At 67.7% G+C, this 26,369-nt stretch carries 25 protein-coding genes, 1 tRNA gene and 1 other RNA gene; 15 read left to right on the top strand and 12 right to left on the bottom strand.

Annotation, left to right across the window (positions count from 1 at the left end):
- A partial coding sequence (locus RIV12_RS12365; RefSeq protein WP_309324259.1) for a DNA polymerase III subunit gamma and tau occupies positions 1-1,149 on the bottom strand: 1,149 nt, incomplete at its 3' end.
- Between the two features lie 111 nt (positions 1,150-1,260).
- On the opposite strand from RIV12_RS12365, the gene RIV12_RS12360 reads away from it, so the two are divergent.
- A complete protein-coding gene (locus RIV12_RS12360) occupies positions 1,261-1,767 on the top strand; it encodes a beta-class carbonic anhydrase (RefSeq protein WP_309324257.1) in 507 nt (168 codons plus the stop codon).
- A 50-nt stretch (positions 1,768-1,817) separates the two neighbouring features.
- On the opposite strand, the gene ffs is transcribed toward RIV12_RS12360, so the two are convergent.
- Positions 1,818-1,912, bottom strand: an RNA gene (ffs, locus tag RIV12_RS12355) — signal recognition particle sRNA small type.
- Positions 1,913-2,059: 147 nt separating this feature from the next.
- On the opposite strand from ffs, the gene RIV12_RS12350 reads away from it, so the two are divergent.
- The 3 genes from RIV12_RS12350 (at position 2,060) to RIV12_RS12340 (ending at position 3,604) form a co-directional block, all read left to right on the top strand.
- Positions 2,060-2,147, top strand: a tRNA-Ser gene (locus RIV12_RS12350).
- Positions 2,148-2,270: 123 nt separating this feature from the next.
- A complete protein-coding gene (locus tag RIV12_RS12345; RefSeq protein WP_075417734.1) occupies positions 2,271-2,882 on the top strand; it encodes a septum formation family protein in 612 nt (203 codons plus the stop codon).
- A 248-nt stretch (positions 2,883-3,130) separates the two neighbouring features.
- Positions 3,131-3,604, top strand: coding sequence for a septum formation family protein (locus tag RIV12_RS12340; protein ID WP_309324254.1), 474 nt, complete (start codon positions 3,131-3,133; stop codon positions 3,602-3,604).
- Positions 3,605-3,620: 16 nt separating this feature from the next.
- Here RIV12_RS12340 and RIV12_RS12335 read toward each other — a convergent pair whose 3' ends face one another.
- Positions 3,621-8,750: an acyl-CoA dehydratase activase-related protein gene (locus tag RIV12_RS12335; protein WP_309324261.1), complete on the bottom strand. Its 5,130-nt coding sequence runs from the start codon at positions 8,748-8,750 to the stop codon at positions 3,621-3,623.
- Positions 8,751-9,224: 474 nt separating this feature from the next.
- On the opposite strand from RIV12_RS12335, the gene RIV12_RS12330 reads away from it, so the two are divergent.
- The gene (locus tag RIV12_RS12330; RefSeq protein ID WP_309324252.1) at positions 9,225-9,926 is read left to right on the top strand and encodes a TetR/AcrR family transcriptional regulator; all 702 of its coding nucleotides are present in this window, start codon (positions 9,225-9,227) and stop codon (positions 9,924-9,926) included.
- A 154-nt stretch (positions 9,927-10,080) separates the two neighbouring features.
- Here the strand turns inward: RIV12_RS12330 and RIV12_RS12325 are convergent, their stop codons facing one another.
- Positions 10,081-11,124 carry a hypothetical protein gene (locus RIV12_RS12325; RefSeq protein ID WP_309324250.1) on the bottom strand — a complete coding sequence of 348 codons (1,044 nt, stop codon included), beginning with the start codon at positions 11,122-11,124 and terminating at the stop codon, positions 10,081-10,083.
- Between the two features lie 353 nt (positions 11,125-11,477).
- Here RIV12_RS12325 and RIV12_RS12320 point away from each other — a divergent pair, with 353 nt between their 5' ends.
- Both RIV12_RS12320 and RIV12_RS12315 read left to right on the top strand, forming a co-directional pair.
- Positions 11,478-11,816, top strand: a complete 339-nt coding sequence (locus RIV12_RS12320) for a hypothetical protein (RefSeq protein WP_009398644.1) — start codon at positions 11,478-11,480, stop codon at positions 11,814-11,816.
- A gap of 156 nt (positions 11,817-11,972) precedes the next feature.
- Positions 11,973-12,548, top strand: coding sequence for a LytR C-terminal domain-containing protein (locus tag RIV12_RS12315; RefSeq protein ID WP_081380022.1), 576 nt, complete (start codon positions 11,973-11,975; stop codon positions 12,546-12,548).
- A gap of 377 nt (positions 12,549-12,925) precedes the next feature.
- Here RIV12_RS12315 and RIV12_RS12310 read toward each other — a convergent pair whose 3' ends face one another.
- Positions 12,926-14,383, bottom strand: coding sequence for a uracil-xanthine permease family protein (locus RIV12_RS12310; RefSeq protein ID WP_309324247.1), 1,458 nt, complete (start codon positions 14,381-14,383; stop codon positions 12,926-12,928).
- Between the two features lie 231 nt (positions 14,384-14,614).
- Here RIV12_RS12310 and RIV12_RS12305 point away from each other — a divergent pair, with 231 nt between their 5' ends.
- The 6 genes from RIV12_RS12305 (at position 14,615) to RIV12_RS12280 (ending at position 19,971) form a co-directional block, all read left to right on the top strand.
- The gene (locus tag RIV12_RS12305) at positions 14,615-14,998 is read left to right on the top strand and encodes a DUF4190 domain-containing protein (RefSeq protein WP_309324245.1); all 384 of its coding nucleotides are present in this window, start codon (positions 14,615-14,617) and stop codon (positions 14,996-14,998) included.
- Between the two features lie 47 nt (positions 14,999-15,045).
- Complete coding sequence (locus RIV12_RS12300) at positions 15,046-15,783, top strand: glutamine amidotransferase-related protein (RefSeq protein WP_075417497.1); 738 nt, start codon at positions 15,046-15,048, stop codon at positions 15,781-15,783.
- A 186-nt stretch (positions 15,784-15,969) separates the two neighbouring features.
- Positions 15,970-17,298 (top strand): annexin A7, encoded by a 1,329-nt coding sequence (locus RIV12_RS12295; protein ID WP_309324243.1) that lies wholly within the window; start codon positions 15,970-15,972, stop codon positions 17,296-17,298.
- Positions 17,299-17,825: 527 nt separating this feature from the next.
- The gene (locus RIV12_RS12290) at positions 17,826-18,851 is read left to right on the top strand and encodes a hypothetical protein (RefSeq protein WP_309324241.1); all 1,026 of its coding nucleotides are present in this window, start codon (positions 17,826-17,828) and stop codon (positions 18,849-18,851) included.
- Positions 18,852-18,922: 71 nt separating this feature from the next.
- On the top strand, positions 18,923-19,210 hold the full coding sequence (locus tag RIV12_RS12285; RefSeq protein ID WP_309324239.1) for a hypothetical protein: 288 nt from the start codon (positions 18,923-18,925) through the stop codon (positions 19,208-19,210).
- Positions 19,211-19,548: 338 nt separating this feature from the next.
- Entirely contained in the window at positions 19,549-19,971 is a 423-nt protein-coding gene (locus RIV12_RS12280; protein WP_309324237.1) for a hypothetical protein, read from the top strand.
- Between the two features lie 102 nt (positions 19,972-20,073).
- On the opposite strand, the gene RIV12_RS12275 is transcribed toward RIV12_RS12280, so the two are convergent.
- The 7 genes from RIV12_RS12275 to RIV12_RS12245 all read right to left on the bottom strand — a co-directional run bounded on the left by RIV12_RS12275 (position 20,074) and on the right by RIV12_RS12245 (position 24,845).
- Positions 20,074-20,466, bottom strand: a complete 393-nt coding sequence (locus tag RIV12_RS12275) for an ArsR/SmtB family transcription factor (RefSeq protein WP_075417492.1) — start codon at positions 20,464-20,466, stop codon at positions 20,074-20,076.
- A 55-nt stretch (positions 20,467-20,521) separates the two neighbouring features.
- Entirely contained in the window at positions 20,522-21,778 is a 1,257-nt protein-coding gene (locus RIV12_RS12270; protein ID WP_309324235.1) for an NADH:flavin oxidoreductase/NADH oxidase family protein, read from the bottom strand.
- Positions 21,779-21,854: 76 nt separating this feature from the next.
- The gene (locus RIV12_RS12265; RefSeq protein WP_309324233.1) at positions 21,855-22,589 is read right to left on the bottom strand and encodes a glutamine amidotransferase; all 735 of its coding nucleotides are present in this window, start codon (positions 22,587-22,589) and stop codon (positions 21,855-21,857) included.
- Positions 22,590-22,656: 67 nt separating this feature from the next.
- On the bottom strand, positions 22,657-23,478 hold the full coding sequence (locus tag RIV12_RS12260; protein WP_309324231.1) for a nucleoside phosphorylase-I family protein: 822 nt from the start codon (positions 23,476-23,478) through the stop codon (positions 22,657-22,659).
- A 253-nt stretch (positions 23,479-23,731) separates the two neighbouring features.
- Positions 23,732-24,232: a DUF2178 domain-containing protein gene (locus RIV12_RS12255; protein ID WP_256695460.1), complete on the bottom strand. Its 501-nt coding sequence runs from the start codon at positions 24,230-24,232 to the stop codon at positions 23,732-23,734.
- A complete protein-coding gene (locus RIV12_RS12250; protein WP_075250197.1) occupies positions 24,225-24,413 on the bottom strand; it encodes a helix-turn-helix transcriptional regulator in 189 nt (62 codons plus the stop codon). Before RIV12_RS12250 ends, RIV12_RS12255 begins: the two co-directional genes overlap by 8 nt.
- A 36-nt stretch (positions 24,414-24,449) precedes the next feature.
- Positions 24,450-24,845, bottom strand: a complete 396-nt coding sequence (locus RIV12_RS12245; RefSeq protein ID WP_309324229.1) for a PTS sugar transporter — start codon at positions 24,843-24,845, stop codon at positions 24,450-24,452.
- A 304-nt stretch (positions 24,846-25,149) separates the two neighbouring features.
- Between RIV12_RS12245 and RIV12_RS12240 the strand changes: the two genes are divergently transcribed.
- Together RIV12_RS12240 and RIV12_RS12235 are read left to right on the top strand one after the other, a co-directional pair.
- Entirely contained in the window at positions 25,150-25,518 is a 369-nt protein-coding gene (locus RIV12_RS12240) for a hypothetical protein (protein ID WP_309324227.1), read from the top strand.
- A gap of 153 nt (positions 25,519-25,671) precedes the next feature.
- A partial coding sequence (locus tag RIV12_RS12235) for a DEAD/DEAH box helicase (RefSeq protein WP_309324225.1) occupies positions 25,672-26,369 on the top strand: 698 nt, incomplete at its 3' end.

The raw sequence follows: 26,369 nt of genomic DNA, 5'->3' as shown, positions 1-26,369 counted from the left end.
TCCGGTCGGACCACCTGCGGCTACAGCACCGCCGGCTCTGGCAGCGCCGCCGGCGGGGATGAGCAGGCGGGCCACGAGCAGCTCGAGCTGGAGTCGGGGGGAGGTGGCGCCGACCATGGCGGTCAGCGCCTGGGCGGTGATGTCGGCGGCGCGGGAGAGGGCGGCGGCCCCCATGGTGCGGGCCTGAAGGTCCATGCGCTCGAGCTCATCGACCGGCATGGAGCCGAGCGCCGCACCGGCCTCGGAGCCGGCCAGGGCGATGACGAGGAGGTCGCGCAGGCGGGCCAGCAGGTCCTCGACGAAGCGGCGGGGGTCGTGCCCGGAGGAGACGACCCGGTCCACCACCCGGAAGACGCCGGCGCCGTCGGATGCCGCGATGGCGTCGACGCACTGGTCGAGCATGGTGGTGTCGGTGTAGCCCAGCAGGGCGACGGCCCGCTGGTAGTCGACGCCGCCGTCGTGCGCCCCGCCGATGAGCTGGTCCATGACCGAGAGGGTGTCGCGCACGGAGCCGCCGCCGGCGCGCACCACGAGGGGGAAGACGCCGGGGCCGATCTCGACGCCCTCGGCTCGGCACAGGTGGCCGAGGTAGCCCTCGAGGGTGTCGGGCGGGACGAGGCGGAAGGGGTAGTGGTGGGTGCGCGAGCGGATGGTGCCGATGACCTTCTCCGGCTCGGTGGTGGCGAAGATGAACTTCACGTGCGCGGGCGGCTCCTCGACGAGCTTGAGCAGTGCGTTGAAGCCCTGCGCGGTGACCATGTGGGCCTCGTCGAGGATGAAGATCTTGTAGCGGTCGCGGGCCGGGGCGAAGGCGGCGCGCTCGCGCAGGTCGCGGGCGTCGTCGACGCCGTTGTGGCTGGCGGCGTCGATCTCGACGACGTCGAGGCTGCCGGGTCCGCCGGTGGCCAGGTCCCGGCAGGAGGGGCAGGTGCCGCAGGGGGTGTCGGTGGGGGCCTGGGCGCAGTTGAGGCAGCGGGCCAGGATGCGCGCCGACGTCGTCTTACCGCAGCCGCGCGGGCCGGAGAAGAGGTAGGCGTGGGTGACGCGGTCGGCCCTCAGCGCCGCCATGAGCGGAGCGGTGACGTGGTCCTGCCCGATGACCTCCTGGAAGGTGTCGGGGCGGTAGCGGCGGTACAGAGCGGTGGTCACGGCCCGAGCCTAATCGGCCGGGCCGACCCCGTGCGAGGGACCGGGTGAGTCAGGTTCCATCTGGCACGATGGGGGAGCCGGCGCGCCGCCGACTGGAGAAAGGGAGGAACCATGCCTGTCACCGAGGCGCTTGTCACCCGCAACGCCGTCTACTCGGCCGAGGTCCTCTCCAGGGGCGGTCTGGCGGCCAAGGGTGCGCAGAAGGTCGCCGTCGTCGCGTGCATGGACTCGCGCGTGGACGTCTTCGCGGTCCTGGGGCTCGCCCCGGGCGAGGCTCACGTGATCCGTAACGCCGGAGGCCTCGTCACCGAGGACACGATCCGTTCTCTGACGATCAGCCAGCGCCTCCTGGGCACCGAGGAGATCCTCCTCATCCACCACACCGACTGCGGCATGCTCTCCTTCACCGACGAGGAGCTCTGCCGCACCCTGGAGGAGGAGACGGGCGCGCGGCCGACCTGGGCGCCGGGCTCCTTCACCGACCTGGCCGACAGCGTGCGCCAGTCAGTCACCCGCATCAAGGCCTCGCCGTTCGTCCCCCGCGCCGACGCCGTGCGCGGCTTCATCCTGGACCTGGCCACCGGCCGCCTGGAGGAGGTTGACGCCGCCGAGGCCTGATCCTCGAGGGCCTCGACGGCACTGCACGAGGTTGGGGACCCGCCCGGGCACGTGAGGACCCCTCGCGCACCCGCCAGAGCCTGCTTACCCTTGCTACCTTCCGGTCCTGGGGGATTCGCTGGATGACGCCACACGAGGGGCCGAGCGAGAGACTACCTGATCCGGCCCCCGGTTGCGAACCGCCCCCACCAACCTCGCGTGACAGATCCCACCGCCCCGGGCTGGCCCCGGGGATGGGCGTTCCGATATATTCCTTTCTCGTTGCACGTGGTTGTAGCCGCGTGGAGCACCTGGAGGATTCGCCTAGTGGCCTATGGCGCACGCTTGGAAAGCGTGTTGGGTGCAAGCCCTCGGGGGTTCGAATCCCCCATCCTCCGCCACCACCCCGGAATCTCCGCGATTCCGGGGTCTTTCTATACCACCCTCACTGCCCGCCGCCCCACAGGAACCGGCAGGGATCTCTCCCCATCGACGCGGCCACCGCCTCCTGCCACGATGACCTCATGCGCACGAAGACCTCATCCCTCATCGCCCTGCCGACCGCGCTCCTTCTCGCCCTGAGCCTCAGCGCCTGCGACGAGGATGCGGTCAGCACTCCCTCCACCCGTCCCTCCTCCTCGGCCAAGGCCGACTCCACGGACTCCCCCAAGGACAAGGACGCCCGGGACTCCGACGACGACTCCTCGGCCACCCCCGAGGCCGACGCCTCAGCCGACTCCAGCGCCGGAGCGGATGGCGATGCCAAGACCGTCGGCATCCGCGACCTCAAGGCCGGCGACTGCATCTCCGAAATGGTCACCGGGACCAAACACGGCGAGACGGGCTCCACGGGCGCGAAGCTCGTCGACTGCTCCGCTCCCCATAAGTACGAGGTGACCGGAACGGGGCAGTCCTCAGCCTCCAGCTACGCCGAGGCGAACACCCCGGAGGAGATCACCACCGTCTGCACTCCGGTGCTGGAGAGCTACGTGGGCTCCCCCTCCAAGGCCAAGAAGTACCAAGTAGCGGCCCTCGCCCCTGTGCAATCCTCCTGGGACCAGGGGGACCACTCCTTCGTCTGCTTCGCCCAGAACCCGGATGAAACACCATTGAACAATTCCATCAAGAACTCCTAGTCTGTCCTCATCGAGCTGGACGACCGCGCACGGGCGGACCACTGGTTGAGGAAGACCACTTCTTCCTCCCAACGCCTCGCGAATGCTGTCCAGCTTCCCACTCCGGCCGGGTGGCGACTCTCCGTTTCTCCGTCTCATGTCGCCACCCGGTCCTTATCCCAGATTTTTTCAGCGGACTTTTCGAGCGTGGCCAGGTTCCTGCAGAAAACCGGCACAATCCCACCATTCCGACTGTTACGGTTCGACGCATGAGCACCCGGACCACGCTCCTCGCCCTCCCCATCGCAGCCGTTGTCGCCATGGGGCTGACCTCCTGCAGCCTGTTCTCCTCGGACACCACCACCGCCACCAAGGATCTCGAGGTCGGGAACTGCTACAACACGGTGAGCGAAAAGTCCGGCGGCAAGGAGCCGGTCGGCGAGGTCACCGTGGTCGACTGCGCCAAGGCGCACACCTATGAGGTCATCGCCCAGACCACCTTCGGCGAGGACATCAAGGAGCTCCCCAATGAACGCGCGATCGCGTCTCTGGGCCAGGGCTTCTGCCTGGGCGAGGACTTCACCAAGTACGTCGGGATCGAGTCCGGCAAGACCAACTATCAGGTCGAGTACCTCACACCCAGTAAGGACACCTGGGCCAAGGGGGACCGCAAGATCAGCTGCGTCGTCACCCAGGGGGACAAGTCACAGGTCAAGGGCTCGGCCAAGAACTCCAAGAAGTAGTCCTCACCGCTCGTCCTCAGCGAGCCTGGGCGCGCTGAGGGCGGCGCCGTGCCCCGGCGGTGTCCGGGGACGACGGCGTACCGTAGGGAACCGGTCCGAGTCCCGCCAGCAGCTCCTCCACGGTCTCGCAGGCCTGCGGCTCGTCTCCGGCCGCTGCGGCGCCGAGGTCGCCCTCCGGTCCGAGCGCGCCGCGCTCGGAATCGGCCTGCGCCATGAGGGCGGTGGAGATCATGAGTTTGATGCGGTTGAGCTGGTTGACTTCGCTGGCGCCGGGGTCGTAGTCGATGGCGACGATGTTGGCCTGGGGGTAGCGGCGTCGGACCTCGCGGAACATGCCTTTGCCCACTACGTGGTTGGGCAGGCAGGCGAAGGGCTGGCAGCACACGATGTTGGGCACGCCGTGCTCGATGAGCTCGATCATCTCGCCGGTGAGCAGCCAGCCCTCACCGGCCTGGTTGCCCGGGGAGAGCACCTTCGATGCCTTGCGGGCCAGCTCGGCCGTGGAGACCTCGACGTCGAAGGTGCCACCGGCGGCGCGCAGGGCGGCGCGGGCCGGGGCCTGGAGCTGCTCGATGAACCACACGGCCGCCTTCTTCTTGGCCACGGACTCCCTGCCGATGCCGTAGGTGTCCGCCTCCCACTGGGCGGTCACCAGCCCGGACAGGAAGAAGGGCAGGAGGCCGGGGACGACAGCCTCGCAGCCCTCGGCCTCGATGACGTCGATGACGTGGTTGTTGGCGTCGGGCTGGAACTTCACCAGGATCTCGCCGACGACGCCGACGCGCGGGCGCCGGGGCTCGTCGCGGCGGGGCAGGTCGTTGAACTCGCGGACCATCTCGCGCAGGAGGCGGCGATAGCCGATGCGCCCGCCCCAGGTGGTCGAGCGGCCCCGGTGCTCGAAGTACTCGGCGATGATGCGATCCCAGCGCGCAACGAGCTCCTGGGTGGCGCCTTCGACCACCTCGTAGGGGCGCACTCGTAGCAGGCAGGTGTTGAGGGTGTCTCCGATGATGATGCCCTGGAGCATCTTCAGGCCCATGGTGGCGGTCAGCTCGAATCCGGGGTTGGACTCGATGCCCTGCAGGGAGATGGCCACGACCGGCACCTGCGGGTAACCGGCCTCGCGCAGGCCCTTGCGCAGCATGGCGGCGTAGTTGGTGGCCCGGCAGATGCCGCCGGTCTGAGAGATGGCCACGACGCAGGAGTCGGGGTCGTGGCTGCCGTCGGTGAAGGCGCCGATGAGCTGGCCGATAACCATGATGGCGGGGAAGCAGGCGTCGTTGTTGACGTAGCGCAGCCCCACCTCGAGGTCGTCGCGGCTGGCGGACTGAAGCAGCTCGACCTTGTAGCCCAGGCGCCGCATGAGCGGCTCCAGGGGTCGGAAGTGCACGGGGCTCATCTGCGGCATGAGAATGGTGTGGGTGGCGCGCATGGCCTCGGTGAAGACCGGGCCGGTGGCCCCCGGCAGCTCTCGCCCTCCGACGGCGACGCCCACCTCGCGCGGCCCGGCCGCCTTCTCAGTCTTGTCAGTGCCCTTCCGCGCCGACCGGTCGGCTGCCTTCGCGAAGGGCTCATCGGTGGGGGCGGTCGTGTCGATCTCGACGGCGTCGTCGACAGCGCCGTCGGCCTCCTCGGCGCGAGTGGTCTTCTCCGCCGCGCGGGCCTCGGAGGCGGCGGCCAGGGAGCGCAGGCGGATGGTGGCGGCGCCGAGGTTGGAGACCTCGTCGATCTTGAGGCTCGTGTAGACCCCACCGGCGGACTCCAGGATCTCCTGGACCTGATCGGTGGTCAGGGCGTCGACCCCACAGCCGAAGGAGTTGAGCTGGACGAGCTCGAGGTCGTCGCGGGCGGTGACGAGCTCAGCGGCCTGGTAGAGGCGCGAGTGGTAGGCCCACTGGTCGCGCACCCGCAAGCGCCCGGTGACGCCCTGGGTGGCCACGGGCTTGGGCGTGGGCAGGCCGACGCCGGTGACGTCGGACCAGTCGGCGGGCGCTTGCGGGTCGGGACGGAACTCGTCCACCCGGCGGCGCAGTGCGTCCACGGCCCGGCTGAGCGCCCCGGTGGCGACGGCGTGCTCGGCGCCGTCTCCGGCTTCGAGGGCCCCGTCCGTGCCGGGTGACGAGCCGGCCTGGCGGGCGATGGCGGCCCAGTCGGTCTTCTTGGGCTTCTTGGGCCTTGCCGATCTGGCGGGGCGCTCTCCCGGCTCAGCCCGCCCCGGTTTGCCGGCCTTGCCGGCGTCACCGGTCTCCTCGGACTTCCCGGCGACTTCGGCGGTGTCGGCGGCTGCGGCGTCGGGCTCGGGCAGGAGGGAGTCCTCGGACAGGACCGCCAGGCCCAGGGTGTTGATGACGTCGGGGATGCCGTGGTTGATCTCGGGGTCGATGTGGTAGGGCCGTCCGGCCAGAACGATGCCCTTGCGGCCGTTGTCCTCCATCCACGTCAGGGCGCGGCGGCCCTCGGTGCGCACGTCGGCCTTGAAGGCGGCGTCCTCCGCGAAGCCCGCGGCCACGGCCCGGCGGGCCTCGGGCAGGGTGACGCCCCAGTCGGCGAAGACCTCGACGAGCCGCTCAGCGAGCGTCGCGGGGTCGGCCAGATTGAGGAAGGGGGAGAGCATCCGTACGCCCGAGCCCCCCTCAACGCCGTCGGGTCCTTCCTGCTGTCCATCGCGAACGGCCTCGACGTTGTTGCGGATGACCTCGGGGTAGGTGGCCACGATCGGGCAGTTGAAGTGGTCGTCGGCGCCCTGGACGAGCTCACGCTCGTAGAACACGCAGGGGAACCAGATCGTCTTGATGCCCTTGGCGATGAGGGCCTCGATGTGCCCATGGGCGAGCTTGGCCGGGTAGCAGACGTTCTCCGAGGGGATCGTGTCCATACCGGACTCGAAGAGCTCGTGGTTGGAGCGCCCCGAGATCATGACGCGGAAGCCCAGCGAGGTGAGCACCGTGAACCACAGGGGGTAGTTCTCGTACATGCCCAGCACCCTGGGAATGCCGATGTCACCGCGCGTGGCCGCGCCCTCCCGCAGGCGCCGGTAGGAGAAGGCCCGCTTGTACTTGTAGTCGTAGAGGTTGGGCAGGTCGGACTTGGTGGCGCGCCGCTCCTGAGTGGCGCCCCGCTCGCAGCGGTTGCCGGAGATGTGGCGCTGTCCGTCGTTGAAGGTGGTGATGGTCAGCTGGCAGTGGTTCTGACACAGCTTGCAGGTGGCGGTCTCGGTGGTCAGGCTGAAGCGGGAGAGCTCGCCCAGGCTCATGAGGCCCGAGGGCACTCCGTCATAGGTGGCCCGGGCGCTCAGGGCCGCGCCGAAGCAGCCCATGAGACCGGCGACGTCGGGGCGCACCACCTCCCGGCCGGTGAGCAGCTCGAAGGCCCGCAGCACCGCGTCATTGAGGAAGGTGCCGCCCTGGACCGAGACCCGTTCGCCGAGCTGGTCGGCGTCCTTGAGCTTGATGACCTTGTACAAGGCGTTGCGCACCACCGAGTAGGACAGGCCCGCACTGATCTCCCCCACGGTGGCCGACTCGCGCTGGGCCTGCTTGACCGAGGAGTTCATGAACACAGTGCAGCGGCTGCCCAGGTCCACCGGTCGTTCGGCCTGCAGGGCGGCCTCGGCGAACTCGCCGATCTCCAGTCCCATGGACCGGGCAAAGGTCTGCAGGAAGGAGCCGCAGCCGGCCGAGCATGCCTCGTTGACGCTGATGGAGTCGATGGCATCGCCCTTGATGCGCAGGTACTTCATGTCCTGGCCGCCGATATCGATGACCGAGGTGACCCCGGGGTTGAGGTAGGCCGCTGCTCGGTAGTGCGCCATCGTCTCGACCACGCCCTCGTCGATGCGCAGCGCCGCCTTGACCAGGGACTCCCCGTAGCCGGTGACGCAGGAGCGCACGATCCGCACGCCATCAGGCATCTCGCGGTGGATGCGGCGCAGGATCTCCACGGCGGCCGTCACCGGGTCGCCCTCGTTGCCGGCGTAGTGCTCCCACACGATCCGCCCGCGCCCGTCCAGGACCACGGCCTTGATCGTCGTCGAGCCGGCGTCGATCCCCAGGAAGCAGTCACCGTCCTGGTGCTCCCCGCCCGTCCTCGGCGCCGAGGCCGCACCGGGGGCCTCACCGCCGAGTTCATCGTCGGCGCCACCCGAGTCCCCCAGCGCTCCCGCCTCTTGAGCAGGCTCCTTAAGGACCGGCCAGTGGGCCCGTTCAATGTGCGCGCGGGCGTGACGCTCGCGGAAGGCCTCCAGCTCGGCGGCATCCTTGAACAGCGGGCGCATCCGAGAGGTCCCGAGGGACAGGGCCTTGCGGGTGGCCAGACGGGTGGACAGCTCCGAGATCGGCGTCGACTCACCCGAGGAGAGCAGGGCGGCACCGATGGCAACGTAGAGCTGGGCGTTGTCGGGGCAGGTGAAGGAGTCGACCTGGTCCGCCAGGGTCCGCTCGAAGGCGGCGCGCAACTGGGGCAGGAAGTGCAGCGGTCCGCCCAGGAACATGACGCGACCGCGGATGGGGCGCCCGCAGGCCAGTCCCGCAATGGTCTGGGTGACCACGGCCTGGAGGACGGAGGCGGCCAGGTCCTCCCCGGCGGCGCCCTGGTTGATGAGCGGTTGGAGGTCGGACTTGGCGAAGACCCCGCAGCGCGAGGCGATGGGGTAGAGCGTCGTGTAGCGCGAGGCCAAGTCGTCCAGGCCGGCGGCGTCGGTGTGGAGGAGCTGAGCCATCTGATCGATGAAGGCTCCGGTGCCACCCGCGCAGGTGCCGTTCATGCGCTGCTCGGGAGTGGGGTGGAGATAGGTGATCTTGGCATCCTCACCACCGAGCTCGATGACGACGTCGGCCTGCGGATCGCACACGCGCACCGTCTCGGTCTCGGCAATGACCTCCTGGACGAAAGGCAGACCCATGAGGGCGGCCAGGGACAGCCCGGCACTGCCGGTGACCGCCCCGCGCACGACGGCACCCGGATAGGCCCGAGCGACCTCGCCCAGCAGCCGGGTCAGCTCACCGCGCACGTCCGCGTTGTGACGCCGGTACTCAGCGAACACAGGAGACACCGACGCCGTGTCAGGCCGAGCACCGGTAGGGGCCTCAGGCGAGTGCTCAGGAAGGAGAACGAGCTTGATGGTGGTCGAGCCGATGTCCAGCCCCATCCGCAGGACTGTCGGCGTGCCGTCGGCCCCGGACGCCACCGGATGCGCAGCCGACCCCGCGGCCGCGACGGATGCGGGCCTCCGCGCTCTGGAGACCGGATCGGGAACGGACATGCTTCACCTCGGCGAGCGCCTGGGCCGGCCCTCTGCGAGCCGACGACGATGTGGGCTGAGCCCTCACCGTATCGAAGAGACACACATGCCTCAACGGCGTTGAAATACCCACCCTCCCCCGCCGTCACCCACCGAGCCTTTTGGCGTCATAACGCCAAGAGAGCACTACGAGCACCCAGGACTCACACCGAAGTTCTGAACACTGTTGAATATCGCGCCGATAGACTTTTCTAAAAATACGACGCTCGTCACACATCCTCGAGGCCGTCGACCCCGACCAAGTGCTGCATTTCCCGGAGCTTCTCCATTTTCTGTCGGGCTGACAGCCAGAGGAGACGGGCGCGCTCGTAGTCTCCAGGAGTGACCAGCGACGCCCCCAACGCTCCGCCGTCGACGGCGTTACCCGAGGAGGAGACACCCGAGCCCACCCTCCTCAGCCGCGCACACCGTCGTGGGCCTCGACGTCGGCCGGACTCTGCCAGCACCCAGCCGCCCCCCACACGCGAGGCCATCCTGACCGCTGCCCGCGAGTCGTTCCTCGCCCAGGGCTACGAGGGCACGACCATCCGGGCAGTGGCTCGCACAGCCGGAGTCGACCCGGCACTCGTGTCGTACTACTTCGGCTCCAAGGGGGACCTGTTCGGGGCGGCCGTCAACCTGCGAGTGCGCGCGAGCAAGGAGATCGCAGCCGCCATCAGCGGAGACCTACGCTCAGCCGGCCCCCGGCTGGTGCGGCTGTCGCTGACCGCCTGGGACGACGCCGCTGACGGCGTCACCTTCCGCACCCTGCTGCGGTGGATGGCCACGGATATCAGCGCCCCTGAGGCGATCCAGAACTACGCCACTGAGCAGATCGCAACCCCGATGGCCGAGGCTCTTCAGCAGTCGGGTCTGTCGGGAACCTCGGCGCGCGAACGGGCCACCCTGGCCGGCTCCCAACTGGTGGGGCTAGCCATGGTCCGCTATGTGCTGCGCCTGGAGCCCATCGCCGGCGCGAGCATCGATCACCTCGTGGAGGCTGTCGGACCGACGATCCAGCACTACCTCACCGGCCGGCTGTAGCCCGAGTGAGTCGTCGGGCTCACAGGTGAGGGCTTCTCGGACAGAGACCGGCTGCATGTCCTCGCCCGGAACCATCCGGGCGCAAGAACCGGTTCGCCCCGGTGATGAGTCACCGGGGCGAACAGAAACGTACCGAGATTGCCTCGGGTCCGATTCAGAATGTCTCGTAGCGCGCGGAACTGAGGAACACGCCGTGACCGGTCTCGGTGTTGCGGCAAGTCATGCCGGTCTCCTCGGAGCTGCACACCCAGGATCCGAAGGTCACGGACTGGCCGTACTCCACCACCTGGGGCGAGGAACCACCACCACGGAACGCTTCATCGAGAGAGAAGGCACCCTCGCTACGGCCACCGAGCTGCGGAGTTCCCCCGGAGCTGAGGTCGAACCACCACTTCGGCGAGCCCGCCTCGTCCCGGCCGTAGGTGGCGTCGGAGCGGTAGGACAGCACACCGCAGCCCGCGAAACGGGCAGACAGGTCGCAGCCGATGTTGCCCGACGGCGACACGATCATGGCGGTCTTCTCCGAGACGAGGTTGTCCGGGACGAAGGACGTGGCCTGACCGGCCGACTCGTCAGCGGGGGCGGCGGGCTCGGCGGGCGTCTGCGCGGGAGCGCCCTTGTCAGCCGGCGCATCGGCCGGCTTGTCAGCGGGCTTGTCAGAGCTGTCTGAGGGAGCCTGCGCGGGCTGGGCGGGCTCGGAGGGCTTCTGAGCCTCAGGGGCCGCCGGCTGCGGCTTCTGAGCGGACCCGGCGTGGGACCCTCCGGCGTCGTTCGTACTCCCCTGGGCCTGCGGGGACTTGGCGGCACCACCGCTCTGCGAGCCAGGAGCATCCGTCTTGCCGGAGGCCGCGGCCTTGGTGGCGCCGTTCCCACTTGCGGAGGGACGGGGCTCATCGGCCCGCGGGCTCGCTGGACGGGAGTGAGTACCGGAGGAGGGCTGCGCCGCGGAGGCGTCGCCGGAGCCCTTACCGGTGGGGCTGGGGATGCGAGGAGAGGCGTGCCCCGCCTTCTGCCCTGAAGTCGCCTTGGCGCCGGCCGTCGACTGCGCCTTCGCAGATGACGACGAGCCCGTGGTGCCCTGCTGATTGGCGTTGGAGGCACCACCGGACTGACAACCGGCCAGAAGCATGGCGGTCGAGGTGAGAACGACAAGGGACAGGGGAATGGTGAAGCCGCTTCGGCGGACCGCGATGGTCATGACTGCGGCATCCTTTCGGTCGAGGTCGGTGCAGCCAACACGGTACTAGAGCCCTGAACAGGAGGGGAACCGTCTGAAAGTCAAGCGCCCCACCGATTTCCGGCGTCAGACATCCCACCTTCCCAGGAAACCACCAGATATCGCTGCGATAACGCCAATCACGGAGAGATGACGAAACCATCGTTCTACGGGCCACATTCCAACTAGTGAGACAGATAACGGAAGGGCCTCCGCTCCCCGGAAGGGCGCAGGAAGGTCGACCCCGCCGGACCGGCACCGCGGGCGGGCGGGATGTTGGACGACCCACGGCTCCCCCACGCACCTCCGGCCGCTTCATTCACTAGGATGTTGCCGTGATCTTCAAGGCAGTGCGAGAGAGGCCCCCTTACCCCGACCACGGGGTCACCACTCAGCGCGATTGGGCCGTCATCGCACCTCGACAGATCCGCCTGGCCGACCTCACCACCACCCGCGCGACCCTCGATCTGCGCAGCCTCCTGGATGACGACTCCACCTTCTACGGCGACCTGTTCGCCCATGTCGTCTCTTTCAAGGGGGACCTCTACCTGGAGACCGGACTGCACCGGGCGCTGCGCGCCGCCCTGCAGGGACGCACCGCGATCCACGCCCGCATCCTGGAGGTCACGGAGGACGGGGTGCCGCGGCTCGCCCCGGCGCCACCGAGCGCCTGACCCCCGCCGCCAGCACTCGGTGACCCACCCAGCAGCCTCAGGCCACGGCTCGGTCCCATGTCACATCGAGCCCACCACTGCCCGATGAGCGCCGTCGTCCATTAGTCTGGATCCGTGAGTAGTCCCGCAGATCCGCGCGCCGCGTACCGGCGGCACATGCAGCACCGTCAGGCCACCGTCATCGGCACCATCCTGGCCGTCATGGTGGTCGCGGTCGCCGTGAGCCTCCTGGTATCGCTGGGAATCCTGCCCGCCTACAACCCGGGCTTCTCGCAGCCCAAGAGCACGGCGACCTACGTGCCCCAGCCCTGCCCGCCCAGCGGCGCTAAGACCGTCGACGTCACCAACATTGAGAAGATCAACATCTACAACGGCTCCGAATCAGTGGGACTGGCCGCCACGGTGCAGCAGGAGCTGGAGGAGGCGGGCCTGACCGTCACCTCGGCGAACGACTGGCCCGGCGGCATCTACAACGGCGAGGTCCAGATCATGGCGTCCAAGGGCGGCCTGACCAACGCCTACTCCCTGGCCCAGATCTTCCCCAACTCCACGGTGCAGCTCGACAACAGCCTGTCCGACAGCGACACCACGGTCTCCGTGGTCCTGGGCAAGGAGTACCTGCAGAACGCCCTGAAGTCGGACGAGATCAAGCTTCTCGGCGCCGACAAGCCCATCACCGCCCCCAGCGACTGCGTCCCGGCGGACAAGGCCTCCACGAAGAAGCCCAGCTGATCCGGGGCCGCCGAGCCCCGGCGGGATCCATCCGACGACGGCTCCTTGCCCCGATCGAAGACGTACTTCTCCGACGAGGACTGCGTCGTCCCCCAGATGACTGGGGTCTAACCTCAGTCATCTGGGGGAGAAGTACGTTGTGGACGGGAAACGCAGTTCCCGATTCGGAACGTCATTGCGTCTGAGACGCTAGCTCGGGTTCGGTTCCAGGATGAGGCCGGCCCGCCCCACCGGCGTCTTGAGATGTCATGGCACCCAAAGCCCTCAGGAGCCATCAGGCAACACAGCAATGCCCGAGTGGCAGCCGATGCGCTGAACGCGCACATCGGCTGCCACTTTTTCTGCCACTTTTCTGCGGCACCTACCGACAACGCGCCTCAGGCGCGGCTCTCGCCGGCGACCTCAGCGCCGTCGGCGCTCGACGCCGTCGGGGCGTCCGCCGCTGACGCGGCCGAGGGGGAGTGGGCGGCACGGCTGGAGTAGGCCGGCCCCTCCAGCTCGGTGCCGGCCGGGGCCGAGGCCGGGGACGCCTGCTCCAAGTTGGTGCCACGCACCTTCGAGATCCAGCGCATGGCGTGGTAGACGCCGATGGCGGCCGCCGACCCGAGGGCGATGCCCTTGAAGGTCATGTCGCCCCAGACCAGGGTGTAGTCGGCAATGGCCACCACCATGGACACGGCTGCCGTGTTGAGGTTGACCGGGTCGGAGAAGTCCACACGGTTCTGCACCCAGATGCGCACCCCCAGCATGCCGATCATGCCGTACAGGACCGTGGCGGCCCCGCCCAGGACACCGGCCGGGATCGTGGCGATGACCTGGCCGAACTTCGGCAGGAGGGACAGGCCCAGGGCACTCAGCGCCGCCACCACGTAGGCGGCGGTGGAGTAGACGCGGGTGGCGGCCATGACGCCGATGTTCTCCGCGTAGGTGGTGGTGCCCGAACCACCGCCGGTGCCGGCGAGCATGGTGGACAGCCCGTCGGCGAACAGGGCCCGGCCGGTGACGTCGTCGAGGTCCTCCCCGGTCATGGCGGAGACGGACTTGACGTGGCCGATGTTCTCAGCGATGAGGACGAGCACCACGGGGATGAACAGACCCAGGTAGCGCACGTCGAAGGCCGGGGCATGAAAGTCGGGCAGCCCCACGACGGGGGCCTTGGCGACACCATCGAAGTTGACCTCCCCGCGCAGCACCGCGGTGACGTAGCCGATGAGTACGCCGAAGAGGATCGCCAGTCGCCCGATGATGCCCTTGAACATCACGGTGATGACCAGGATGGAGACGATCGTGACGACCGCCGTCACGGGGCCCTTCGTAACATTGCCCCAGGCCGCGGGGGCCAGGTTGAAGCCGATGAGGGCGACGATCGCGCCGGTGACGATCGGCGGCATGAGATGGTCGATCCAGGCGGACCCGACCAGGTGGACGATGACGCCCACCACCAGCAGGCACAGCCCCACGGAGATGATCCCTCCCTGCGCCAGGGCGGCCTTGTGGGGGTCAAGGGGGACCCCACTGTCACGTGTATAGCCGGTCACGGCTCCGATGGGGGCCAGGAGCGCGAAGGAGGAGCCCAGGTAGCTGGGCAGGCGCCCGGAGGTGATGCCCAGGAACAGCAGGGTGCCCGCACCGGTGAAGAACAGCGTCGTCGCCGGGTCGAAGCCGGTCAGCAGCGGCACCAGGAAGGTCGCGCCGAACATGGCGACGATGTGCTGGACACCGATGCCGATGGTGCGCGGCCAGGAGAGGCGCTCACCGGGGGCGACGACCTCGCCCGGAGCGATGGAGCGGCCATCGCCATGCAGGCGCCAGCCGCGAGAGGGGGAAGAGGACACGAGTGAACTCCTGCCTAAGCAACGAGGGGAATGACTGTGTCCCGTGGGAAATCCACTCGCGGGAGCCCCGCGGGACGCTTGGCAGGACCCGGCAGAGCCTGCCGGGACTTCAGCATAGCCCCTGCTCGGCAGACACGCGGACCGGGCTCCTCGCGGGCACCCGTCGGGCCCCTTCCGACTCATCCGCGGGAAGGATGCCGCCCCCGGGCGCCGGCGGTGCATGATGTGGGCATGAGCACCGTCGGGACCTCCCCTCCAGGACAGAGCGCGCCACGCTTCTCGCCGAGCTCGGAGCAGTACGTCGACGGGCTCCCTCCGGGATTCGTCTTCCCCGGCACTGAGAACCTCGACCCGGCAGAAATCTTCTCCGGACCCGGCTACACGGCGCCCCGTCTCCGCACCGACTCCGGGGCGACGGCCGCCCTGGTCTGCGGGCTGCTCAGCTTCATCCCCCTCGTCGGGGTCGCCGCGATCATCCTGGGCATCGGCACGCTGCGGCGCCTGCGCCACAGCTATGACTCCGGCGAGGGACTGGCCTGGCTGGGGCTCATTCTGGGAGCCGTCTCCGTCATCCTGTGGCTCTGCGTCCTCGTAGTCGTGCTGTTCGTGGCCTAGAAGGTCACACGGCCACACCCGGTCAGCAGGTCCCCTACAGTGGTCCCGTGAAGCCTTTCATCATGGTGACCACGCGCCCCGAGCACGAGGCGGCGCAGGACGAGTACGAGTCCTTCCTGGCTCAGAGTGGCCTATCTCGCGGCGATCTGCAGCACATCGCCCTGGAGGAGGTCGACTTCCTCGACTCCTTCACCGCCGCAGACGTCTCCGGGGTGCTCATCGGAGCCAGCCCCTACAACGCGGACACGCCGGCGGCTGAGAAGACCCGCAGTCAGCGCAACGTCGAGGAGCAGATCCGCGAGCTGCTCGGGGTGATCCTCAAGGAGGGCATCCCCCTCCTGGCCACCGGCGTCGCACTCCAAGTGCTGGCCGCCTACCTGGGCACCGAGGCGCAGGAGGAGTTCGGTGAGGAGCTGGGCGCCGTCGACCTGTTCCTGACGGCGGAGGGCCGCGAGGACCCGCTCCTGCAGGGACTCCCCCAGGTGGTCACGGTGTTCGCAGGTCACTACGAGGGCGTCGGAGAGGTGCCCGCGCACGCGACTCTGCTGGCGAGCTCGCCCGACTGCCCAGTCCAGATGCTGCGCGTGGGCAGGAACGTCTACGCCTGCCAGTTCAACCCCGAGCTCGACGCCGTCCGGTTCGAGCGGCGCGTCAGCATCTACGACGAGGCCGGTTACGGTGACCCGGACATGAGCGAGGACATCCTCACCCAGGCCCGGTCCTCCGAGGCGCATGACGCCGGACAGATTATCCGTAACTTCGTCTCGCACTTCACACGCAGCTGAGTTGCCACTCCCCGGGGCCGGGAGCCCCGAACGACTCAGGGGTACAGGCGCAGCTCCGGAACTGAGAGCCATGACCATCAGGACCTTGCCATGACTTACCCACCCGCCCATCCAGGACCGCCACAGGGACAGAACGGCCCGTCGAGTCCGCCGTACGCACCGCAGGCCGCCTACGGTCGGCCTCCAGTGAGTGCTCCGCAAGGCGGGATGACCTACGGGCAGGCGCCGACGCCGGCCGGTCACGGCACCTACATGCCCCCTGAGCAGGGCGCGATCCCGACACAGTCGGTGCTTCACTCAGCTGGGGCCTCCGCCTTCCCGGGGCAGCCACCTGCGTCCGCGCACGCCTTCGCACCGCAGTACCAGCCGCATCAGCAGCAGTACCAGCAAGGCGCGGGCTCGGACAGCGGATCGGCGTACCTGAGTGGAGCGGTCACCGCACCGGGCTACCTCTCACCGGCCTATCCCACTCCAGCCAGACCGCCGCAGCTGGGCGGTGCGCGCCCGGGGGCGGCCCCATCCCAGCTCTTGGGTGCACCACACCATGTGCCGTGGCGCGGCGCGAAGGCCGTGGCACTCGTGGTGCTGCTCGTGCTCTCCGTCACGACAATCGCGAACTTCTTCACTTCTATGAACGTGTACCTCACGGGCACCCGCACCTGGATCTCCGCCTTGATGGCCGTACTGATATACATCACCATCACACCGAGCCTGTGGTGGCTCGTCCTCGCCTTCCGCCGCCTGTTCCGAAACCAGCCCGTCTCCGAGATCACGGGGTTAGCGCTGTGGTTCGGGTTCCTGACGCTCATGCTTCCAACCGGAACGGCCCAGTCCCATCAGGTTCACGTCGACGCCGCAGTCACTGTTCTTTCTTTCGTCGTCGCCACAGTTGGAGCCGTCGCCACCGCACGACTCAACCAGAGGCTGAAGGACTCACGATCCTGGGTCGTGACCCTGGCCGTGGGCTCTTGTCAGTTCATCCTGTTCAACACGATCCTCCGTTTCGCGAATTTCGGCTGGATCGTCTACGTCTTGGTGTCCAAAGGAAAGAGCATCACTCACTACACCTCACACCTGTGGCTGGCGTGGTCGGACTCCGGTGGAGTCGGCATTCCCCTGGTGCCCGGCCTGGCGTTCTCCACTCTCATCGCCATCCTGTCGGGCGTCAGCCTCGTCCGGGCGGCCCGAGGCTCTTACGACAGGACTTTCAAGATAACGTCCATTGCCTGCGCTTCCCTGCTGACCCTCTACAACATCGTCGTCTCCGCCGCCTTCGGAGGGCCCTCGGGCGACGGACACAGCCACGCATCATCCGAGACCGGCTTCATGCTGCTGACAGTCGTCGTCATCGGGATCATCACCATCGGTTCGACGGTGGCGGCCGCACGTCAACTCACCAACGGGGATTCTGACAGAGGCGTTCAGCAGGGACTTCATGCCAGAGGAGCGCAGGGCATGCAGAACCGCTTCAGCCGGGCTCACCGGTCCCAGGCACCGTGGAGTGGCGGGTACTGAGTCCGCCCCTCTGAACCGCAGGATTGGCACGCGACGTCACCTCGACCATCGACACCGACCGACAGGTCAAGCACAATGCCACTATGCGGCAGCCACCTCAACACCCTCAGAGCAGCCCCACCCCGACGCCGTCGACCTCCACCGGACATAGCCCGGCGACATCGTACGGCGTGATGCCGCGCACCCCGGCACCACCACCGCACGCGGCCTTCACACCGGGCCACTCGCCTCAGAGCGGGCAGCAGGCCCACCACCCCTATCTCTTCCAGGGACAGACCGCCACTCCGACGCAACCGGTGGCCCCGCATCTCTCCAGCATCGGCCAGCCCGCCAAGGGACTCATTCCACCGGACGGCTCAGCGTCGGCACCCCCCGCCGCCATTCCGCCCGCCACCCCCTCCCCCATCGCGGCGCCGACACCCCCTCACTCGTGGAGTTCCCCGCACCACCCTCCCGCACATAGCGGCCCCCAGCCCGTGACCGGTCCGCAGGCGAGACCCGTCAGCCACCCCTGGGGGCGCGACCGAATGGCCGCCCTCATGCTGACGCTGTTAGCGGTTGGGATTCACGTGATATGGACAGTCAATGACACTTCCGCACACCCCGCCTTCCCGTCCTTACGGAATGCGACATGGTGGGAATATTCTCAAGCCTTACAGTACATTCCAAACACATTAGGCGCCTGGTGGCTCATCCTTCTCCTCGTTCCCGTCATCACCATCACCAGGAACCAAGCCAGCACCATCACCACGGCAGCCGCACTTCAACTCTTCTTCGTTGACACATTAATCCTCAACAACAGCCCCATCGGCAATCCCCTGCCTATTTTATGCCTCCTGTTGACTGGTGGTGCGGCGATCTTCACAACCCTGATGGGCAGAACCACCACCCCTCCCCGACACTGGCCGGTCAATCTCGGAATGGCAGTCAATCTGTTCCTCCTAGTGACCATGGCCCATCGACTCATGAAGACATACCTGTTTTCGTCCCATCATGCACGCCTGAGCGATCACGTGGCCAATGTGTGGATGGCTCCGTCCTCCGCAAAGCTCCCGGGAATCCCAATCGCGGCCGGTATAACCATCATGATCATCGTGGCAGCCGTCGCCTCGATCAGTCTTTATCTAGGATTCTCACGCCCCACCAGTCGCGCGTTCCTCTGCACCGTTGGAGTCGCCCCAACACTCATGGCACTGGTCAATATGTATATTCTCTCCGTGTTCGGCCTGTCCGGGGCCATCACCCTCTCGGGGCTCGGCCTGACCAGCGTCGGCGCGGGCACTCATCCGCACGCGGAGTTCCGGGCCTGGATGGCGTCGATCCTCCTCGCTCTTCTCGCCATTGGCGTGACGGCACTCCTGCGCCGCCGCACCTCCGTCGTCCAGCACACGCCGGCTTCCTGGCGTACAGCACAGACCTTGAGCACGGGGGCGCCCGCCTTCGGAGCCGCCACTCCCACGCACGTAGGAGGGCCTCAGACGTACCCACCTGGAGTGAGTGGCATCACTCCCTTGGCGACATCCGTGCGCCCATCGGCTCCGAACTCCTGGTGACGGCGCACCACGTCGGTGCGTCGCCGCTCACCTGGCCACATCGCCTCACCATGTCACCAAGGAGTTCTCCCATGCGTACTCGCAAGATCGTGTCAGCCGCCCTGCTCGTTGCCGCCCTCGCCGTCGGTACCGCAGCCTGCGGTTCCACGAATGCCGACAAGAACAAGATGGAGCAGACCTCCACCCCCAGCGGCACCATGAGCGACAGCAAGATGAGTGATGACAAGACCGCCGACACCAAGATGTCCGATGGGAAGACGGCTGACAACGCCACCTCTGGCAGCATGTCGGACGGCAAGATGAGTGACGACAAGATGTCGGCCGCCCCCTCAGCCAGCGCCATGTCGGACGGCAAGTAGAAGCCGCCCCCGACGGACCGCCTCGATGCGTTGGCCCGTACCCACTGTGGTGGGTACGGGCCAACGCACTGACGAACAAGCGGAGCAGGGAGCCTGTCCTGCATACCGGAGACGTAAGAGTGGCTGAGCAGCCAGGTTAGGAAATGTATTTCCGTCGAGGAGACTTTCATTCAAGACGACTGCTTCCTGATTCCAGCCACCTATGGCAGAACGTAGCCCTCATCTAGAAAGTGACTCCCGAGGCAGAGCATGAACTCACGCCACCCCACTCCCTGAACGCATGGATACATCTCTTCAGGGACTTAAATGACGTCGTTCCCGCCTGCTAGACTTTTCGTATGCGACTACGAGAACCGCCAGGCATACAGACCGGCCGACCTCTGACATATTATCAGCACCTCTGCACCAGGCTCCATGACTCATCATTTCCTGGGCATGAAGTGCATATCGGCACGATCGATCTGGAAACCTCAACACGGGTCATTCACGTCCACATGAAAGATGGCGTAGCCATCATATTGGCTCTCCTCATAGTCGCAGGAGATACACTGGAAGGAGTCAACCTCGACTCCTCCCCTGCCGCCATCAAGCAAGAATTACAAGAGAAGGGTCATCACAGCTCACTCTTCGACGACACGCTCGTCTTTCAGGATGCTCTTGCCGTGCTGTACTTCGACGATGACGGCGCCCCCTCATTCATGGAGTGGTACGACCCGAACTACTGGGACAGCGCCTCGTTCATTGAAGAGGCCTTTCCGTAGCCACCTCACAGCAGCCCTGAGGACACGTAAGAGCATGCATCGAGGATGCAGCGGCGACAGACTGAAGCCTTGAATCCTTAGGGCGGAAGCGGAACACGGGTCTCAAGGGCGTACAGCCTCACTGGGGCACCGTCGGGCCGGCGGCTCCTGACCCCGCTCACGCTCGAAAGTCTGGATATCGGACTCCAGCGCCGCGACGAGTCCCTCGAGCAGTCCCAGTGCCTCGTCGCTGCGGACCTGGCAGATGCGCCGAGTCGCCACCTTCGTGATCGACAGCAACCCGGCCTGCTCCAGCAGCTTGACGTGGTGGGAGACGGCGGTGCGCGACAGTGGTGAGGCTTGAGAGATCTCCCCCACCGTCTGGGGGCCGTGCTGGAGGAGATGGACGACGATCTGCTGGCGCATGGGGTCCTTGAGCGCCTCGAACATGGGGATGCAGTCATTGAGAAGGTCGATACTGCATCGGCCCACCGGCTGCTCACTCTGGTCGCTCATGGGGCGATCCATCTCAGGTCTCTACTATCCCGCCATCCTCGTCGTCGCGCCGTCGTCAGCCACGCCGAGTCACCCGCCGAGGCATGAGCGCCCCAAGACCGTGGCGGCGCACCGTGAAGGCCAGCGCCGCAAGCCCGTTGCCCTGGGCGGAGGCGTAGCCGCCCAGGGCGAGCCGGTGCATCTGCATCTCGTACCAGCCGATGACCAGGACGCCGCCAAGCGCCTCATCAAGCGCCTTCACGCGCGTGGAGATGCGGGGCAGCTCGATCCGGCGTCGGCCCGCGCCATCAAGAATGCGCTGCGGCAGGTCGGGAATCAGGGCCAGAGGCCGCCCGATCCCCACAAAGTCGGTCAACCCCTCGGAGACGGCCTCCTCCATGTCCGCCGCCGAGCGGAAGCCCCCTGTCAGCGCCACCGGCATGGAGACGAGCTCCTTGAGACGGCGGGCGTAATCGGCGAAATAGACACCACGACGGCGGTCCTCGGCGCTGCTGTCGGTCTCCTCGAAGACCGGCTTGCGGTAGGTGCCCCCGGAGACCTCGAGGACATCCACCCCCAGCTCGGACAGGCGAGCCGCGACGCGCAGCGATTCCTCCTGACTCATGCCGCCAGGCTCGCCGTCGGAGGAGTTGAGCTTGACGGCAATGGGGAAGTCCGGCCCCAGGGTCTCGCGCATGCCCTGGTAGATCTCGATGAGGAAGCGCATGCGCCCCTCCAGGGAGCCGCCGTACTCATCAGTACGGCGATTGTTCGCCGGGGAGAGGAACTGGCTGATGAGGTAACCGTGGGCGGCATGGATCTCGACGCCGGTGAAGCCCGCCTTCTTGGCAACACGGGCAGTAGTGACGAAGCGACGCACGATGTCACCGATCTCCTCGCGACTGAGCTCGCGGGGCGGCTCGAAGAACTGGCTGTATCCCCCAGCATCCGGGATCTCGCTGGGGGCGACAGGGTGACGGTTGACCGAGCGCGGCGACTGCCTGCCGGGGTGGTTGATCTGCATCCACAGCTGGGTGCCGTGAGCGGTTCCCGCCTGTGCCCAGCGCCGCAGCATCTGCAGGTGGGTCTCGTCCTCGATCGCGATGTTGCCGGGCTCCCCCAGGTGACGGGAGTCGACCACGACGTTGCCGGTCACCAGGATCCCGGCGCCGCCGGCGGCCCAGCGCCCGTAGAGATCCACGATGTCCTGTGAGGGCCCCAGCTCAGGCGTGGCGAGAGCCTCGTGCATGGGCGCCTTGAAGAAGCGGTTCTTCACGGTGACCCCGCAGGGCAGGGTGAGCGGCTCTGCGAGGACTGAGCTTGTGGAGGGCATCGGCAACCTTTCGTCGAAGCGTCGAAGCACTTTGACCTTTTGACGTCGACGACAGTACCAGCCTCTCCGGAACCCGTCAGTCGCGGGCGTGGACGGACACGAAGTTGGCCAGGAGCTTCCAGGAGTCGGAGACGTCGTCGAGGCGCACGCGGGCCTGGAGCTCGGCGAGCTCGTCGTCGGCGAAGTAGCCGTGACCGGAGTAGAAGCCGAGCCGGTGAGCGAGGTAGTCGCCGTCGAGCTCGGGATGGAACTGGGTGGCGTAGAGGTTGTTCTTGATGCGGAATATCTGCACGGGGCAGGCCTGGCCGGTCCCCAGGACGACGGCGTGGGGCGGCAGCTCGGTGACGGCCTCCTTGTGGGCAACGAAGGCCTGGAAGACCTTCGGGACGCCGGCGCAGATCGGGTCGGCCAGGCCGGCCTCGGTGAGAGTGACCTCGGGGGCGGTGACGGCCTCACCGTAGGTGGTGTCGACAACCGCGCCCTGGTGGCAGGCGAGCGTGCCCACGCCGTAGCAGGCACCGAAGAAGGGGAAGTCGGCCTCCACGACACGGTCGAGCAGGCCTGAGAGCTCGGCCTCGACCCGCTTCTGGGTGGCGGACTTCTTCTCCGCCGGGGTGGAGGCGTTGAAGGGGGAGCCACCCACGAGGATGCCGGACCAGTCGTCCAGGTCGATCTGCGGCAGGGACTGGGACTCCAGGCGCAGGCGACGAAGCGTGGACTCGTCCAGGCCGGTGCGCTTGAGGAACGCCTCGTACTCGGCGTCGGCGGGCTCATCGTCGCTGCGGGTGGCCAGGAAGAGGAAGGGTTTCACGAGATGACCTTAACGGGGGCTGGCAGTCCAGGCAGCATCCTTTCCCACGCCGTTCCCAGAATCACGTTCAGGCACCGGCCCGCAGGCTTCTGAGGACCTCCTCGACGGCGGCCAGGGTGACGCCGGAGGCCTGTCTCAGGGAGAGCTGCGCCCGCCCGAGGTTCCCGCCGGCGGTCGGGGCGTCGAGGTAGGTCAGGGCGGAGACCGCCACTCCCCTCGACGCCAGGACCATGGCCTCGGCCACGGAGTCGGTGACGGCGGCGTCGGCGCCCAGGGAGGCCAGGGCGCAGGACTCGGCCGGGCTCGGACGCAGCGGCCCGGGCACGAGGGCGACGACGGAGCTGCCGCTCACGCCGCGAAGGTTCCCCAGGCGCTCGGTGAGCCCCGCGTCCCAGCCCGCTGAGACCATGCCGGCGGCCGGGAAGAGAGGGCCGCCGGAGACGTTGAGGTGGTCGGCGACGACGCGCACCTGGCCCGGCGCCGACCCGCCGGCCACGTCACCGGAACCGCGCAGCGGGGTGGCGCGGGTGACGAGCAGGGCGGCGCGCAGGCGGGCCCCACTGGCGATCCGGGCCAGTGCCGTCGCACTGCGGGCGGCCTCACCCTCGTACATGCTGGTACGACCACGGGCGACGAGAACACCGAGACCCCCGCGCTCGTAGGACATGAGCGCATCCTCGTGGCCGGGGGCGCTCGGAGCCTGGACCCCGGGCAGGAAGGACAGGCGCACCCGGGCCGAGGGGCGCCCCCAGGCCTGGTCGAGATCGCGCAGGAAAGCAGGCTCGGCGATGACGAGGAGGTCGTGGCGGGCGCGACCCGTGGCCAGGAGGATGGAGGCGCCGTCGGGGTCCTCGTCCCAGTTTCCTGGTGGGGCGGACTGCTGGACCATGGATTCTCCTCGGGTGCGCCCGGGGCGGGCGGTGGGACAGGGAACGGCGGCCGACGTTGGACGCCGGCCAGGGTGGAGCGAAGTCTACGCGAAGACGCCTGCGGCCGCCGCCGAGATGAGCCCCTCCCTCACTCACCGACAGAATCTTCAGAATCGACGCGGCTCCGGGTCGATTCTGAAGATTCTGTCGATGTGTGTGCGGGCCGGGCAGGGCGTGCAGGGCTGCGGACAGGCACGGCCACGCCTCCACGATCTACATCGTGCGGTTGAAGTAGATGTTCCCCCCGATGAAGCTGATCAGCTGGAGCCACAGGACGATAACGAGGGCCGGGGTCATCGGCCCTCCGAAGGCACCCACGGCGCCAACGACAACATTGCCGAAGAACCCGACGACGCCGGTGAGGGCCCAGGCCCGCCGCGAGGCGGCCCTGTCCCGCTCGTCCTCCCGCTTCTCGAGCTCACGGACGAAGAAGGTGTCGTATCCGCGTCTCTTCGCGATGATCAGGGCGATGTACACGAGCATCACGGCTGACGCCCCACTGGCACCACCGTAGAGAAAGCCGTTGGACATCGGGACCGTCAACGCCGCCACCCACAGAAGGATCACTAGGACGACAACACAGACCATGCCCCCAATGACGGGCCGCCGCCGCTTGGTGGCCTTCAGGCTCTTCCGAGCACTCGGCGTCGAGTCGGAGGAGGAACCGGCGGCTGGGGTGGAGGAAGGAGTGGGCGTGGGCTCTGACTCAGACATGGAAGATTTCCTCAACGGTGGTCTCGAAGTAGCGGGCGATGGCGATGGCCAGGGGGAGGGAGGGGTCGTACTTGCCCTTCTCGATGGAGTTGATGCTCTGTCTGGAGACGCCCAGGGCGGCTCCGAGCTGGGCCTGGGTGAGACCGCGGGCCTCGCGCAGGCTGCGCACGTCGTTATCCATGGTCCTCACCGCCCGGGGCGCGGCGAGACAATCGGCTCATGCCGCAGCCGCGTTCCGGGCGGCACGCAGTCGCGGGGTCAGCCACGCGACGCCGACGACGGAGACGCCGATCATGGCGGCACCCATGAGGTGCACGACCAGCAGAAGTGGTCCGGCGGAAAGATGACCAGCCGCCGGGAGCATGAAGCCCACCATGATTCCGGTGGGGAGGGCACAGACGAAACTGGTTTGCCGCTCTCCGAGCTTCTTGAGGAGCTCGGGTGCCTCCTCGGCGCGGACCTCGGGCAGGCGCCGAGCCGAGTACCGGTAGACGAGCAGATAGAGGATGATCCCGGCGGCGAGACCACCGACCACCCCGGCGACGAAGGTGACACCGGAGGAGGTCGACGACACGGCGGCCAGGACAGGAGAAGCGGAGACGGCGGAGAGCATGGCGATCATCCCTTGAATAGCCACTCACCCCAAGAGTGGGTGTCATGTTTGCTTGACATGTCTAGTGTGCTTGACAGAACTTACCGTGTCAAGCGCGCTTCACTCGAAGAGTCCGGGCCACCGGCGCCCGACCCGGACTCACCAACATTTTCTTCACAGACGACACGGCTCCGGGTCGTCTATGAAGAAACCGTCGATCTGTGCGGACAGGCGGGCCGGCGCCCCCCCCTTCACGCAGACCCCCACACGGACACTTATTGCACGTGACATGCAAAGACAGCGAGCTGTCGCCTAGTATCCACGCATGGCTGAGCGGACTTTCACCATTAATGCACCGATCGATCAAGTTCGATCAATCGTTACCGATCTCTTCACCCAGGAGAACTGGACCGTCGTCCCCTTCTCCGGCGACACCCTCCAGATCATCCGCGGCAAGAGGGGCATGTCCATCGCCTTCGGCGCACTCATGGGCAGGAACTTCTATCTTTCGCAGAATCTTCAGTTCGCTACCGGCCCTTATGGCGAGACCCTGGTGCGCTACCTCTCCTCAGCGGGGTCGGCCGTCATCGGCGGCGCGCTCGGCATCCGCAAGTCCCTCAAGATCCACGCTGAGTACACCGACAAGCTTGCCGACGCCCTGGAGTCGCGGGACATCCTCATGAGCGTGAAGTAGCCACCGGCACCCGCGCGCCCCACCTCTCATCCCTATCCACCCACTGCGCCTCCGGTCGTCCACCGACCGGAGGCCTTCTGCTGCTCAGTACCCCTCACCCCGTCCGACGTCGGCCCCGCGCCCGCCCACTCCCCCACCGGGCACAATCAGGGCATGACTCGCACCGGGCCTCAGGGCCGCACGCAGCCTCCGCGGACCGACCCCATCGGGGCGCTGCTCTCCTCACCCCCGGACCTGCCGGTGGTCGAGGTGCTGCCCGAGCTGCGCGAGCGCCTCTCCCCTGCCCCCTCCGGTTCCGACGACGTCGGCGGCTGCCTGGTCCTCACCGCCCCGCCCGGCACCGGTAAGACAACGCTCGTCCCACCGCTCCTGGCCGACGTCCTGGCCGGCGCCCAGGAGCGCGGGCCAGGCCGCGTCGTCGTCACCCAGCCGCGACGCATCGCCGCCCGCGCGGCCGCCCGCCACCTGGCCGACCTCTTGGGTGAGGAGGTCGGCGGAACCGTCGGATACGCGGTGCGCGGGGAGCGGCGCGCCGGCCCGGACACGCGGATCGAGGTCGTCACCGCCGGTCTCCTCCTGCGCCGCCTCCAGCGGGACCCGGAACTGAGCGGAGTCGACGCCGTCATCCTCGACGAGGTCCACGAGCGCTCCTTGGACAGCGACCTGCTCCTGGCCCTCCTGGCGGACGCGCGCGCGGCCCTGCGCGAGGACCTGACGCTCGTGGCCATGTCCGCCACGCTCGACGCCGACCGACTGCGCCGCATTCTGGGCGGCTCGTCGGGCGGCGCCGCCCCGCTGGTGGAGGTGCCCGGCCGACTCCACCCCCTGGAGGAGGTTTGGGCGCCGCCGGG

Origin of the sequence: Actinomyces stomatis, from assembly GCF_031292835.1 — a bacterium.
GTDB classification, from domain to species: Bacteria; Actinomycetota; Actinomycetes; order Actinomycetales; family Actinomycetaceae; genus Actinomyces; species Actinomyces stomatis.
This window is presented reverse-complemented; position numbering and strand designations above follow the sequence as displayed.

Coding starts and splice junctions, on each gene's coding strand:
- RIV12_RS12360 (WP_309324257.1), top strand. CDS start 1,261: ATGCCTGTCACCGAGGCGCTTGTCACCCGCAACGCCGTCTACTCGGCC.
- RIV12_RS12345 (WP_075417734.1), top strand. CDS start 2,271: ATGCGCACGAAGACCTCATCCCTCATCGCCCTGCCGACCGCGCTCCTT.
- RIV12_RS12340 (WP_309324254.1), top strand. CDS start 3,131: ATGAGCACCCGGACCACGCTCCTCGCCCTCCCCATCGCAGCCGTTGTC.
- RIV12_RS12335 (WP_309324261.1), bottom strand. CDS start 8,750: ATGGGGCTGGACATCGGCTCGACCACCATCAAGCTCGTTCTCCTTCCT.
- RIV12_RS12325 (WP_309324250.1), bottom strand. CDS start 11,124: ATGACCATCGCGGTCCGCCGAAGCGGCTTCACCATTCCCCTGTCCCTT.
- RIV12_RS12315 (WP_081380022.1), top strand. CDS start 11,973: ATGCAGCACCGTCAGGCCACCGTCATCGGCACCATCCTGGCCGTCATG.
- RIV12_RS12305 (WP_309324245.1), top strand. CDS start 14,615: ATGAGCACCGTCGGGACCTCCCCTCCAGGACAGAGCGCGCCACGCTTC.
- RIV12_RS12290 (WP_309324241.1), top strand. CDS start 17,826: ATGGCCGCCCTCATGCTGACGCTGTTAGCGGTTGGGATTCACGTGATA.
- RIV12_RS12285 (WP_309324239.1), top strand. CDS start 18,923: ATGCGTACTCGCAAGATCGTGTCAGCCGCCCTGCTCGTTGCCGCCCTC.
- RIV12_RS12280 (WP_309324237.1), top strand. CDS start 19,549: ATGCGACTACGAGAACCGCCAGGCATACAGACCGGCCGACCTCTGACA.
- RIV12_RS12275 (WP_075417492.1), bottom strand. CDS start 20,466: ATGAGCGACCAGAGTGAGCAGCCGGTGGGCCGATGCAGTATCGACCTT.
- RIV12_RS12270 (WP_309324235.1), bottom strand. CDS start 21,778: ATGCCCTCCACAAGCTCAGTCCTCGCAGAGCCGCTCACCCTGCCCTGC.
- RIV12_RS12260 (WP_309324231.1), bottom strand. CDS start 23,478: ATGGTCCAGCAGTCCGCCCCACCAGGAAACTGGGACGAGGACCCCGAC.
- RIV12_RS12255 (WP_256695460.1), bottom strand. CDS start 24,232: ATGTCTGAGTCAGAGCCCACGCCCACTCCTTCCTCCACCCCAGCCGCC.
- RIV12_RS12250 (WP_075250197.1), bottom strand. CDS start 24,413: ATGGATAACGACGTGCGCAGCCTGCGCGAGGCCCGCGGTCTCACCCAG.
- RIV12_RS12245 (WP_309324229.1), bottom strand. CDS start 24,845: ATGCTCTCCGCCGTCTCCGCTTCTCCTGTCCTGGCCGCCGTGTCGTCG.
- RIV12_RS12240 (WP_309324227.1), top strand. CDS start 25,150: ATGGCTGAGCGGACTTTCACCATTAATGCACCGATCGATCAAGTTCGA.